The sequence below is a fragment of the Iamia sp. genome (genome assembly GCF_035575815.1).
GTDB lineage: Bacteria > Actinomycetota > Acidimicrobiia > Acidimicrobiales > Iamiaceae > Iamia.
Genome location: NZ_DATLXO010000186.1, coordinates 1 through 12,642 on the forward strand (window position 1 = coordinate 1; position 12,642 = coordinate 12,642).

The following is a 12,642-nucleotide window of genomic DNA, read 5'->3' on the forward strand; positions in this document are numbered from 1 at the left end:
GGGTCACAACCCAGGTGGTCGGCGAGGTGCCCCCGGGCCTGCTGCGGGTCGATCGACGGGACGGCCGGCACCTACTCGACGCTAGGCCGACGCCGTGGGAGTCTCCACCACCGTTTGCATGGACATGCACTCCTATGCATACCATGGCGCCATGGCCAACCCGGTCGACAAGCCGCAGCCCGACCTCGACGGCATCGATGCCGCGACCCGAGCCGCGATCCTGGTCGAGGCCCTGCCCTACATCCAGGCCTTCGCCGGACGCACGGTGGTGGTCAAGCTGGGCGGCAGCGCCATGGGCGACCCGGAGCTGGCCCGGTCGTTCGCCACCGACGTCGTCCTGCTGCGGGCCGTCGGCCTCAAGCCGGTGGTTGTCCACGGTGGCGGGCCGCAGATCGGCGAGATGCTGGCCCGGCTGGGCAAGGCCACGGAGTTCCGCGACGGGTTGCGGGTGACCGACGCCGAGACGCTCGACATCGCCCGGATGGTGCTCGGCGGGCGGATCGGCCGTGACATCGTCAGCTCCATCAACCGCCACATCCCGGTGGCCGTCGGTCTCTCGGGCGAGGACGCCGGGCTCATCGTCGCCACCCAGCGCGACGCCTCGCTCGGCTACGTCGGCGATGTGGTCGACGTCGACCGCACCATCCTCGACACCCTGCTCGGCCAGTCGTTCGTCCCGGTGATCTCCACCATCGGCGCCGATGGCCAGGGCCAGGCGTTCAACATCAACGCGGATACCGCCGCCATCGCCATCGCCGAGGCTCTCGACGCCGAGAAGCTGATCTACCTCACCGACGTCTCGGGGGTGCTGACCGAGATGGATGACCCGGCGTCGCTGATCTCACGGCTCTCGGTGGCCCGGGCCCGCCTGCTGATCGCCGAGGGGGTGATCGCCGGCGGCATGATCCCCAAGGTCGAAGCCGCCCTCGCCGCGGTGGAGGGCGGCGTGGGCTCGGCCCACATCCTGAACGGCCGCATCCCTCACGTGCTGCTGCTCGAGCTGCTCACCGACGAGGGCGTCGGCACCATGGTCACCCGCGTCGCCGGAGGAGCCTCGTGAACGAGCGCAGCGAGCGAACCAGACGGCGCGGGCTCTCTGACGGCGGAGCATGCGGAAGCCTCCGCTCTCATCGGTGCCCGGCTATGGGTACCAGGCCGGATGTGGTCGACGACGGCGTGGTGCACCGATGAGCGCGGCCATGCCGGCGCCGCTCATGCCCACCTACGCAGCGCCGGCGGTCACCCTCGTGCGGGGCGAGGGCACCACCGTGTGGGACGACGAGGGCGGGTCGTACCTCGACTTCCTGACCGGTCTCGCGGTGTGCAGCCTCGGCCACAGCCACCCGGGCGTCGCCGAGGCCGTGAGCACCCAGGCCCGCACGCTGTTGCACGTCTCGAACCTGTTCGCCAACCAGGTCGGCCCCGAGGTCGCCACCACGCTCGACCGGCTGCTGGGCACGCCGGGCTGGGCCGACGGCTGGGCGGGGGCCGAGCCCCGCGGGCGGGTGTTCTTCGCCAACTCCGGCGCCGAGGCCAACGAGTGCGCCATCAAGCTGGCCCGGCGCGTCGGGGGCCGGGGCCGCCACGTCGTGATCTCGGCCCTCGGCTCGTTCCACGGCCGCACCCTCGCCACCCTCCACGCCACCGGCCAGCCGGCCAAGCACGAGGCCTTCCAGCCACTGCCCGAGGGCTTCCGCCACGTCGCCTGGGACGACCTCGCAGCCCTCGAGGCCGCCCTCGACCCCACGGTCGCGGCGATCCTCCTCGAGCCCCTGCAGGGCGAGGGTGGGGTCAAGCCGGCCTCCGCGGCCTACGTGCAGGGCGTGCGCCGCCTGTGCGACGAGCGGGGCATCCTCCTGATGTTCGACGAGGTCCAGACCGGCCTCGGTCGCACCGGCCGGTGGTTCGGCCACCAGCACTTCGGTGTGGTGCCCGACGTGGTCACCATGGCCAAGGCCCTCGGCAACGGCGTGCCCATCGGGGCGTGCTGGGCGCGGGCCGAGGTGGCCGAGGTGTTCGAGCCCGGCGACCACGGCAGCACCTTCGGCGGCCAGCCCCTCGCCGCTGCCGCCGCCCGGGCCACCCTCGCGGCACTGGTCGACCTCGACGCCCCCACGCTCGCCGCCGCTCAGGGCGAGCGCCTCGCCGCCGCCCTCGCGGATCTCCCCGGGGTCGCGTCGGTGCGAGGCATGGGTCTGCTGCTCGCGGCCGAGCTCGACGGGCTGGCGTCCAAGCCGGTGGCCGACGCCTGCCTGGCCGCCGGGCTCATCGTCAACGCGGTGACCCCCACCGCCCTGCGCTTCGCCCCTCCGCTCGTCGTGAGCGACGACGAGGTCGACCGGGCCGTCGCCATCGTCGGGGTGGCGCTGGCCGACGCCCTCGCCGGGGTCGGGCCATGACGCCGCGCCACCTGCTCGAGGTCGACGACCTCACCCGGCCCGAGCTGGCCGAGGTGCTCGCGCTGGCCCAGGACCACTCGCTGCACCGGGTCATGGAGGGACGGGGCGCGGCGCTGCTCTTCGAGAAGCCCTCAGGTCGCACCCGGCACTCGACCGAGATGGCCGTGGTGCAGCTCGGTGGGCACCCGGTCTACGTCCGCCCCGACGAGGTCGGCATCGACGAGCGCGAGACGGCCGAGGACGTGGCCCGCACCCTGTCGCAGTTCCACGCCGCCATCTGTGCCCGGGTGTTCGACCACACCGTGCTCGAGCGCATGGCCCAGGCCGGCTCGGTGCCCGTCGTCAACCTGCTCTCGGATCGGGCCCACCCGCTCCAGGCTCTCGCCGACCTGCTCACCCTGCTCGAGGCCGGGGGTCTCGACGGGCGCTCCGTGGCCTGGGTCGGCGACTTCTCGAACGTGGCCCGGTCGCTTGCCGTGGCGGCGGCGATGAGCGGCATCGGTGTCACCGTCGCCGCCCCGGCCGGGTACGGTCCGAGCGACGCCGACCTGCTCCGGGTCAGGGACCTCGGCGGCTCCATCGAGGTCACCGACGACCCCGCGGCGGCGGTGCGGGGCGTCGACGCCGTCACCACCGACGCCTGGTACTCGATGGGCCAGGAGGCCGAAGCCGCGGCGCGCCGCCCGCGCTTCGAGCCCTACCGGGTCGACGCCGCGCTGATGCGTGAGGCCGGCCCCGGCGCCATGTTCCTGCACTGCCTGCCCGCGCACCGGGGCGAGGAGGTCACCGACGAGGTCCTCGACGGTCCGGCGTCGCGGGTGTGGCCCCAGGCCGCCAACCGGCTCCACGCGGCGCGCGGCACGCTGGCGTGGCTGCTCGGGCTCCGGCCGTGAGCGAGGCGCACCGATGAGCGAGCGCAGCGAGCGAACCAGACGGTGCGGGCTCTCTGGTGGCGGAGCGTGCGGGGCCGCCAGCGCTCTTCGTGATGAGCAGCCGGGTGGATGTGGCGCACCGATGAGCGAAGACCGGTGAACGGGCCGAAGCTGGGACGCACCCAACGCCAGCACGTGATCACCAAGCTGCTGGCCGCTCACCGGGTGACCAGCCAGGAGCAGCTCGTCGACCTGCTGTTGGCTGAGGGGGTGACGTCGACCCAGGCCACCGTGTCCCGCGATCTCGTCGACCTGGGTGCCATCAAGGTCCGCACCGGTGACGGCGAGTCAGCCTACGCCATCCCCGAGCTGCCCCACGACCAGCGCGCGCCTGACGACCACCTGCGGCGCGTCTTCGGCGACTGGGTCGTCGAGGTCGCGGCCACCGACACCCTCGTCGTGCTGCGCACTCCGCCGGGCTCGGCCCACGTCGTGGGCTCCGCCCTCGACCGAGCCGACCTGCCCGAGGTCGCCGGCACCGTCGCCGGCGACGACACCCTGTTCATCGTGGTCTGTGACCCGGATCGCCCCGCCACCGGCCCTTCGGGCGCGCTGGCCGATCGCCTTCGCGAGCTGGCCGGACTGACCCCATCTCGAGACGAGAGGTAGCCACCCCATGCCCAAGCGCGTCGTCCTGGCCTACAGCGGAGGGCTCGACACCTCCGTCGCCGTGAAGTGGATGATCGAAGAGCTCGGCGTCGAGGTCGTGTGCCTCGCCGTCGACGTCGGTCAGGCCTCCGACGACTGGGACGTCGTGCGCCACCGGGCCCGCGCCGCCGGTGCCGTCGAGGCCATCGTCGTCGACGCGCGCCAGGAGTTCGCCGAGGACTTCGTGGCCCCGGCCCTCAAGGCCAACGCCATGTACGAGGGTCGCTACCCGCTGGTCTCGGCGCTGTCACGCCCTGTGATCGTCAAGCACCTGGTGGAGACGGCCCGCTACCACGGGGCCGACGCCGTGGCCCACGGGTGCACCGGCAAGGGCAACGACCAGGTCCGCTTCGAGGTCTCGACCCGCGCCCTGGCTCCGGACCTCGAGGTCATCGCGCCGGTGCGGGGCTGGGGGATGACCCGCGAGGACTCGATCCACTACGCCTACGACCACGGCATTCCGATCCAGGCGACGAAGGAGAAGGTGTACTCCATCGACGACAACCTCTGGGGCCGGGCCATCGAGTGCGGCGAGATGGAGGACCCCTGGGCGGTGCCGCCCCCGGGCGTGTGGCTCCTCACCCAGCCCACCGAGACCGAGCCGCGCGACCTGGTGGTCGGCTTCGAGCATGGCATGCCCCGCTCGATCGACGGCGAGCGCTTCGGCATGCTCGAGGTCGTCGAGAAGCTCAACACCGTCGTCGGGTCCTACGGGTGGGGCCGCATCGACATGGTCGAGAACCGGCGGGTGGGCATCAAGAGCCGCGAGACCTACGAGTGCCCGGCGGCGCTGGCGCTGATCATGGCCCACAAGGACCTGGAGTCGATCTGCCTCGAGCGCGACCTCGACCGAGAGAAGGCTCGCATCGAACCCCGCTACGCCGAGCTCATCTACGACGGCCTCTGGTTCAGCCCGCTGAAGCAGGCCTTCGACTCCTTCGTCGACTCCAGCCAGGAGTTCGTCACCGGCGACGTGCGTCTGCGCCTCGAGCCCGGCATCGCCAAGATCACCGGTCGGCGCAGCCCGCACTCCCTCTACGACCACGGCCTGGCGACCTACGACTCCGAGGACTCCTTCCGCCACGAGGACTCCGCCGGTTTCGTGCGCCTCTGGGGCCTGGGCATCGAGACCTGGGCCGCCCGCCAGGGCGTGCTCCGGGACCGGGACTGATGCCGCCGCACCCTTCCACCCCGACCCGTTCTTGCGTACCTGAGTCGCGCCCGGCGCGACTCAGGTACGCAGTTTCGGGGTTGGGGGGCGGCCGATGACGGGCGATGGTGGCGCGCGGGGCCGGACGCTCTGGCACGGTCGCTTCGCCGGAGGCCCGAGCGAGGAGCTCATGGCCTTCACGGTGTCGCTTCCGTTCGACCGGGTGCTGGCCGCCGATGACATCGCCGGGTCCCGAGCCCACGTGCGAGGCCTGGTGCGGGGCGGCCTGCTCGATGGCGACGAGGCGGCCGCGGTGCTCGGCGCGCTCGACACGGCGGAGCACGAGCTGGCGTCGGGCTCGTTCGCCTTCGCCCCGAGCGACGAGGACATCCACACCGCGGTCGAGCGCCGCGTGACCGAGCTGGCCGGGCCGGCGGGGGCCAAGCTCCACACCGGCCGCAGCCGCAACGACCAGGTCGCCACCGATCTGCGCCTCTGGACCAAGCGGGCCCTGGCCGAGGTGGCCGACCGGGTGGTGTCGCTCCAAGGGGCGCTCCTGGCGCGGGCGGAGGCCGCGGGTGGTGCCTACCTGCCGGGTTACACCCACCTCCAGCAGGCCCAGCCGGTGCTCCTGGCCCACCACCTGCTGGCCCACGGCTGGGCCCTGGCCCGTGATGTCGACCGGCTGCTCGCCGCCCGGGCGCGCGGTGATGTCTCGCCCCTCGGCGCCGGTGCGCTGGCCGGCTCGTCGCTGCCCCTCGACCCCGAGGGCACCGCCGCCGACCTCGGCTTCGCGGCGGTCTTCGACAACTCCCTCGACGCGGTGAGCGACCGTGACTTCGTGGCCGAGGCCCTCTTCGTGCTCGCCCTGTGCGGCATCCACCTGTCGCGGCTCGGGGAGGAGTGGGTGATCTGGTCGAGTGAGGAGGTCGGCTTCGTCACCCTCGACGACGCCTATGCCACCGGCAGCTCGATGCTCCCGCAGAAGAAGAACCCCGACATCGCCGAGCTGGCGCGGGGCAAGACCGGGCGCCTGGTCGGCAACCTGACCGCCCTGCTGGTGACGCTCAAGGGCCTGCCCCTCGCCTACAACCGCGACCTGCAGGAGGACAAGGAGCCGCTCTTCGACTCGGTCGAGCAGGTGAGCCTGGGCCTCGCCGCGGTGGAGGGCATGGTCCGCACCGCCACCTTCGACCTCGAGCGCATGGCCGCGACGGCCGACACGCCGGCGGCGGCCGCGACCGACCTGGCCGAGTGGCTGGTCGCCCGGGGGACGCCGTTCCGCGACGCGCATGCCGTCGTGGGCGACCTGGTGCGCCGCTCTCTGGCCGGTGAGGGCGCCCTGGCCGACCTCGTCGCCGCCGATGAGCGCCTGGGCGCCGAGGCCGCCGCCCTCATCGCCCCGGGAGTGCCGGTCACCCGCCGCACCACCCGCGGCGGAGGCGGCCCGGTCGCGGTGGCGGCCCAGCTCGACCGCTTCCGCACCCACCTGGCAGCGGATGTCGCCCGCCTTCCCGACGGAGGGTGACGTCCGTTCGATCTCATCGCTCCTGGGGTGTCGGTCACGGGTCGCATCCACCTGCGGCGGGGGCGGCCCGGTCGCGGTGGTAGCCCAGCTCGACCGCTTCCGCACCCACCTGGCGGCGGATGTCGCCCGCCTTCCCGAGGGAGGGTGGTGTCCGTTCAATCGCGGCTCGGCGCATCTCGGGCGCATGAGCGCGACAGAGGCGACGGTCCGGTGACCCGCTCGGACGCCGCTCGCGGCGGTGAGGGGGGCGGCGGCCTTCGCCACCACCGGGAGGTGACCCAGGTCGTCACGGGAGAGGACGGGGACCATTGGCCCATCGGGCGGCCAGGACCCCTGCGGCGATCAGCAGGAGGGCGGCGGCGGGGAGGCCGAAGAGGATGACGAGGCCGGCGCCGATGTTGGCCCCGATCACGGGCGCCGTCATGATGCGCCCACCGCCGCCGATGATCACGCCGGCGCCGACGGCCATCGCGACCGGCACGAGCCGGGCGGTCAGGCTCTTCGCCGCGTTGAGGGTCCGCGGTGCGACGACGGCGGCGCCCAGCGTCACCGCCAGGGCGATCAACCCGAGGGCGCGCTCGATGTCGGGGTCGATGTCCGGCGCCCGGAACGCGTAGTCGTAGGACTCGTCGTCCACGATGACCTCGCCGGAGCCGTCCCGAGCCGACTCTCCCTGAGGCCCGATGAGACCCCAGGTGGCCAGGGCGGCGGTCAGGGCCAGACCGAGCGCGACGAACACGGCCCGGGCCACCCGTCGGCCGCGAGGTGGAGGCGCAGGGGTGTGGGTGTCCATGTCGGCCACTCTGGCCGACGGGGCCCGTCGCCGCACTGGGGGCTCGCCCCCATCTCCGGGTGGGGTCGGGCGCGCTCGTAGGACTGTACATCGTGACGAGGCTCCCTTCTCCCACGACATCCGGGGTGCGGTACCAGCACCGTTCTTGGTACAGGATCCAGTGGATGTCACCGGATCTCCTACCGAGAACGATCTTCGGCTTCCTGTCGTCCGTTCTTGGTACAGGACCCTGAGGTCGTCACCGGATCTTGTACCGAGAACGGGCTCGATGACGGTCGCCGCTTCTCACTGTCAGGCCGCCGCGGTGGAGCGCCGCGCCTCGCGGACCGAGTCGATGACGTAGGCCGGGTCGGCGACGACGTGGTCGTAGGTGAACACGATCACGGTGTAGCCGGCGAGGGTGAGTCGGGTCCGCCGCCGCTCATCGGCGTCGATCTGCTGGCGGGTGCTGTGGCTGGCATGGCCGTCGAGCTCGATGATGACCCGGCGCTCCTCGTAGGTGGTGTCGACCCGGGCGACGAAGTTCCCTCGCACGCGGATGCGCCGCTGGACCGCAGGCAGCACGATGCCCGCCGCGTCCAGCAGCTCCATGAAGCGGTGCTCGAGCCAGCTCTCGGTGGGGCCCAGGTGCTGGCGGCGCCGAAGGATCTGCTCCATGGTGGTGACGCCGTTGCGCCCGCGACACCTGAGCTGCTCCAGACGCCACCACAACCACGGGTCGGACACCACGCCATCCCGGGCGGCCACGCCCAGGGCCGTCCGGACGACCTCGACGGGAACCTCCGGGACCAGCGCCGCCAGCCCGATGAACGTCCTCGCTGCCCCGGTCGCAGGGATCGTGCCCACATGGACGCGGTCGTCGGGCGGGAGGTTCGTGGAGGTGTGGACCACGGCGAGCGGGTTGCGACCGTGGTGCCGCCGGCGCGGGACGGTTACCTCGACGGTGCTCGCGTGCTGGAAGCCGTGGAGCCGGTGGAGTCGTGCCGCGGTCCGATGCGACGCCACCCCGCCGGTGTCGAGGCAGGCGGCGAGCACTCTCTGGTCGAACGACGGAGGCGCGCCGGCGACGCGGAGCACGTCGTTGGTGAGACGTTGCAAGCGGTGGTTGGCCGCCAGCAGCCTGAGAGCATCGTCGGAGACCGAGAGGTCTCTGAGCTGTGAGCGGGTGACGGGGCCGAGCTGCTGTCGGGCTCGCTCGGCGATGGTGTGCTGTGTGTCCGGGCGCATCGCCCCAGTGTGACGACCCCCTGTGACAGTCCAATCCGAGACCGCCTCGTCGACCCGTCTGTTGAGCCCCGCGGCGCGACCGGGCCTGGGGGCCCGGTTCGGGACCTCGGGTGGCGCACCGGGGGAACGGAGTTGACCCTGGGGGCGGCGGTGCCGGACGATGCGCTGTGGCCGATCCCCTCGCCGTCCTGACCACCCGCCTCGCCCCCGCCTTCGCCGCGGTGCGCGACGCGGCCTGCGCGGCGGTGGGCACCGATCCCGCGACCGTTCCCGCCCCGCCCACCGTGCGCCGGAGCGACCGGGCCGACTTCCAGGCCGACGGCGCCCTCGCCCTGGCCAAGCGGCTGGGCCGCAACCCCCGCGAGCTGGCGGCCGAGGTGGTCGCGGCCGCCGACCTGGACGACCTGGCCGGCGAGCTCGATGTCGCGGGTCCAGGGTTTGTGAACATCACCCTCACCGAGGACGCCGTCGTCGAGATGGCCCGCCGGGCGTGGGCCGACCCGCGGCTCGACCTGGCGGCCGCCACCGACGCCGGCACCGTGGTGGTCGACTACTCGGCCCCCAACGTGGCCAAGGAGATGCACGTCGGGCACCTGCGCTCGACGGTGATCGGCGACGCCCTGGTGCGGGTGCTGAGCCACCTCGGCCACCACGTGGTGCGGGAGAACCACGTGGGCGACTGGGGCACCCCGTTCGGCATGCTCATCGAGCACCTCGTCGACGTGGGCGAGGAGGAGGCCGTGGCCGAGCTCTCGGTCGGCGACCTCAATCGCTTCTACCAGGACGCCCGGGCCAGCTTCGACGCCCGCGACGAGATGAAGGAACGGGCACGCAACCGGGTCGTCCTCCTTCAGTCCGGCGACGCCGAGACGCTGCGGCTGTGGACGATCCTGGTCGACCAGTCGATCGGGTACTTCCAGACCGTCTACGACCGCCTCGACGTGCTCCTCACCTCCGACGACATCGTGGGCGAGAGCGCCTACAACGACGCCCTGCCCGGCATCGTGGCCGACCTCGACGCGCAGGGCCTGCTGGTCCTCGACGGCGGGGCCCAGTGCGTGTTCCCCCCCGGGTTCACCGGACGCGACGGCGCGCCCCAGCCCATGATCGTGCGCAAGGGCGACGGCGGGTACGGCTACGCCGCCACCGACCTGGCCACCATCCGCCACCGGGTCGACGAGACCCGGGCCGATCGCATCCTCTATGTCGTCGGCGCCCCCCAGCGCGACCACCTGCTGATGGTCTTCGCGGTGGCCCGCATGGCGGGCTGGCTGCCCGACGACGTGGTGGCCGAACACGTGCCCTTCGGCAACATGCTCGGCGCCGACCGCAAGATGTTCAAGACCCGCACGGGGACGTCGGTGCGTCTGGTCGACCTGCTCGATGACGCCGTCGACCGGGCCGCGGCCGCCATCACCGACCGCAACCCGGACCTGGTGGGCGACGAGGCCGACGCGGTGGCTCGCGCCGTGGGCATCGGGGCCATCAAGTACGCCGACCTCTCCAGCGACCGGGTGAAGGACTACGTCCTCGACTTCGACCGGATGCTGGCGTTCGAGGGCAACACCGGGCCCTACCTGCAGTACGCCCACGCCCGCATCCGCTCGATCTTCCGGCGGGGCGAGGTCGACGTCTCTGACCTCGCAGGCGAGGCCCTGCGGATCGGCCAGCCCCAGGAGCGGGCCCTGGCCATGTCCCTCCTCGGCTTCGAGGGCGCGGTGCGCCAGACCGCAGAGTCGACCCAGCCCCACCGCCTGTGCGGCTACCTGTTCGACCTGGCCCAGACCTTCACCACCTTCTACGAGGCCTGCCCGGTGCTGAAGGCTGACGACCCCGCCGACCGGGCCAGCCGCCTGGTCCTGGCCGACCTCACCGCCCGCACCCTGGCCACCGGCCTCGACCTGCTCGGCATCCGCGCCCTGGACCGCATGTAGGGCGGGCGGCCGCGGTCAGTCGCCGGGGACAGTTTCGGGGAGTCGGCCGGTGGAGGAGCCCGTCCCCCGGCGGTGCCGGCGCCCAGCACCAGGCCCACCCCCGGCGACGAGGAGGGCGATGAGGCCCAGGCGCGGTCCGAGGCGCGGGCGGTGGTGTCGGGCGGGTGGCCACGTTCGACAGCCGGGCCAGGGCGGGGACGGCCATCGGGCACGAGAGCCAACGTGGCCCTGGGCATCGACGTCGACGAGGTGTACCTGCTGCGCCAAGGCCGTCCGCCAGCCAGCTGTGGCACCCCGACAGCTGGCTGGCGATCGATCAGCGCCCCTCGCCGGGCCGGATCTTCGCGACCACGTCGGCCTCGACGCCACCGCCGAGGTCATCGAGGCCGACCTCGCAGCCAGCTACGTCGAGACCCTCTGGCACCCCGGCACCTGACCGGGCGTGCCACCCGCCCGTCAGTGTGCGAGCGCGGCCGCTGGAGTCGCAGGGGTGCTGACCGCCAAGCAGGGAAGGAGGCTTCCGATGCGCGTCTACTTCCACGGGACGGTCGAGCTCTCTGCCCGCGAGTTGCTCGACGGTGCACCGCTCGATCGAGACGTTGCTCGACAGCGGTCGGCGGGCTCAGAAGGAGGGTGCTTCTACCTGGCGACGGAACTCGATGACGCCATCTTCCTTGGCTCGCTGCACGATGCCTCACTCGTCGTCATTCGCATCGACATCGATCAGGTCGCTCTCGCTCGCCTGCTGGACGAAGGCTGCCATCCCCAGCCGATCCCGTTGGCCGGCGCCCGGGTACCCTTTGCGGGGGAGGAGCTCGTCGTCGTGCCTTCGGCGTTCGGCACCTTCAACACCCTGCGAGAGACTGGGAGGATCGTGTTCGATGAACAGACGATCGACTGATCCGCTCGTGGTGCGCCATCCGAGGACGGTCATGCCGATCCTCGTCGAACGGATCCTCGGGCGAGCGGACTTCGACGGAGCGGCCGCCGGCAAGGCGATCGTCGATGAGGTGAGGATGTTGGGCGGCACGGCGCGCCTGACGCGGTGGCGGTCGGGATGGAAGGTGTCATCGACGACGGATTGGTTCCCCGACGTTGATCCGCTCTCGGTCTTCGATCGTCCCCGACCGCTCCGAGGGGACCTGCCCCACTCGTGCTACGCCGAGGTGCTGTTGATCCCTCACTGCTCGTTCGTCGCCACCGCGACGCCTGCGACCGTGCACATCTTGCAGCAGCAGGCCGGACGACCGTTCGAGGAGCGATCGGAGTCGGCTCGGACGGTGTGGTTCGAACCGCTCGCACCCGGCCAGGACCGCTAGCGCAGTACCGACCTGGCCGGCGCGGTCCACCAGACGCGTCGAGTTAGCGTCGGCTCGTGTCGGAGGAGCGGATCGAGGTCGACGGGATCCCCGCGAACCTGTACGCCGCCACGGACGCAGATGCCTTGCTGCTCCTCGGCCACGGCGGCGCCCACAGCAAGGACGGTCGGCGGTTCGTCGACCTGTCACGCCAGTACGCAGAGCAAACGGGGCTTGCGGTGGTGTGCATCGACGCCGTCGACCACGGCGAGCGGACGCCACCGAAGAGCAGTCCCGGCATCCCGCGAGAGTGGCACTCGAACGCCATTGACCCGATGGTGCACGACTGGCGAAGGACGGCCGAGGCGCTCTCGTCGATCGGTCCGGCCGTGGCCTACGTCGGCTTCTCGATGGGCGCGATCTTCGGTCTTCCGACCGTTGCCGCGATGCCGTCGATGAAGGCGGCCGTCTTCGTGGTGGGCGGGGTCCCGACCGGTGGCGGCATCGACGACCCTCCCCTTCGGCCCCTGCTCCTCCGTGCTGCGTCCCAGCTCGAGCACGTGCCGGTCCTGATGCTGAACAAGACCGAGGACGAGGTCTTCTCGACCGAGGGCACCCAGGCCGTGTTCGACGCGATCCCGGGGCGCCGCAAGCGGCTGGTGTTCTGTGAGGGTGATCACGACGACTGGCCCACGGAGCTGATCCGCGCATCGGTCACCTTCATCAACCAGCA

Annotated in this window: 13 protein-coding genes; 11 read left to right on the forward strand and 2 right to left on the reverse strand. The window is 72.1% G+C overall.

The genetic code is table 11. The annotated features are described in order from the left end of the window. Window positions 1–151 precede the first annotated feature (151 nt). The 6 genes from argB (at window position 152) to argH (ending at window position 6,657) form a co-directional block, all read left to right on the forward strand. Window positions 152–1,060 carry an acetylglutamate kinase gene (gene argB, locus VNL12_RS18970; protein ID WP_325596648.1) on the forward strand — a complete coding sequence of 303 codons (909 nt, stop codon included), beginning with the start codon at window positions 152–154 and terminating at the stop codon, window positions 1,058–1,060. A gap of 127 nt (window positions 1,061–1,187) precedes the next feature. Next, window positions 1,188–2,399: an acetylornithine transaminase gene (locus tag VNL12_RS18975; protein WP_325596650.1), complete on the forward strand. Its 1,212-nt coding sequence runs from the start codon at window positions 1,188–1,190 to the stop codon at window positions 2,397–2,399. Then, the gene (argF, locus tag VNL12_RS18980; RefSeq protein ID WP_325596652.1) at window positions 2,396–3,292 is read left to right on the forward strand and encodes an ornithine carbamoyltransferase; all 897 of its coding nucleotides are present in this window, start codon (window positions 2,396–2,398) and stop codon (window positions 3,290–3,292) included. The genes VNL12_RS18975 and argF overlap by 4 nt, the downstream gene beginning before the upstream one ends. Window positions 3,293–3,427: 135 nt before the next feature. Further along, window positions 3,428–3,940, forward strand: coding sequence for an arginine repressor (gene argR, locus VNL12_RS18985; RefSeq protein WP_325596654.1), 513 nt, complete (start codon window positions 3,428–3,430; stop codon window positions 3,938–3,940). Window positions 3,941–3,947: 7 nt separating this feature from the next. Continuing rightward, window positions 3,948–5,150: an argininosuccinate synthase gene (locus VNL12_RS18990; RefSeq protein ID WP_325596656.1), complete on the forward strand. Its 1,203-nt coding sequence runs from the start codon at window positions 3,948–3,950 to the stop codon at window positions 5,148–5,150. A 94-nt stretch (window positions 5,151–5,244) separates the two neighbouring features. Next, window positions 5,245–6,657, forward strand: a complete 1,413-nt coding sequence (argH, locus tag VNL12_RS18995; protein WP_325596658.1) for an argininosuccinate lyase — start codon at window positions 5,245–5,247, stop codon at window positions 6,655–6,657. 286 nt (window positions 6,658–6,943) lie between these two features. Here the strand turns inward: argH and VNL12_RS19000 are convergent, their stop codons facing one another. Both VNL12_RS19000 and VNL12_RS19005 read right to left on the reverse strand, forming a co-directional pair. Further along, window positions 6,944–7,450 carry a hypothetical protein gene (locus VNL12_RS19000; protein ID WP_325596660.1) on the reverse strand — a complete coding sequence of 169 codons (507 nt, stop codon included), beginning with the start codon at window positions 7,448–7,450 and terminating at the stop codon, window positions 6,944–6,946. A gap of 291 nt (window positions 7,451–7,741) precedes the next feature. After that, window positions 7,742–8,677, reverse strand: a complete 936-nt coding sequence (locus VNL12_RS19005) for a DUF559 domain-containing protein (RefSeq protein WP_325596662.1) — start codon at window positions 8,675–8,677, stop codon at window positions 7,742–7,744. A gap of 167 nt (window positions 8,678–8,844) precedes the next feature. On the opposite strand from VNL12_RS19005, the gene argS reads away from it, so the two are divergent. The 5 genes from argS to VNL12_RS19030 form a co-directional block, all read left to right on the forward strand. Next, complete coding sequence (argS, locus tag VNL12_RS19010) at window positions 8,845–10,611, forward strand: arginine--tRNA ligase (protein ID WP_325596664.1); 1,767 nt, start codon at window positions 8,845–8,847, stop codon at window positions 10,609–10,611. A 286-nt stretch (window positions 10,612–10,897) separates the two neighbouring features. Next, on the forward strand, window positions 10,898–11,047 hold the full coding sequence (locus VNL12_RS19015; protein WP_325596666.1) for a hypothetical protein: 150 nt from the start codon (window positions 10,898–10,900) through the stop codon (window positions 11,045–11,047). A gap of 87 nt (window positions 11,048–11,134) precedes the next feature. Beyond that, on the forward strand, window positions 11,135–11,512 hold the full coding sequence (locus VNL12_RS19020) for a hypothetical protein (RefSeq protein ID WP_325596668.1): 378 nt from the start codon (window positions 11,135–11,137) through the stop codon (window positions 11,510–11,512). Next, complete coding sequence (locus tag VNL12_RS19025; RefSeq protein WP_325596670.1) at window positions 11,493–11,930, forward strand: hypothetical protein; 438 nt, start codon at window positions 11,493–11,495, stop codon at window positions 11,928–11,930. Before VNL12_RS19020 ends, VNL12_RS19025 begins: the two co-directional genes overlap by 20 nt. A gap of 56 nt (window positions 11,931–11,986) precedes the next feature. Next, window positions 11,987–12,642 (forward strand): alpha/beta fold hydrolase (locus tag VNL12_RS19030; RefSeq protein WP_325596672.1); only part of this gene is annotated, 656 nt, incomplete at its 3' end.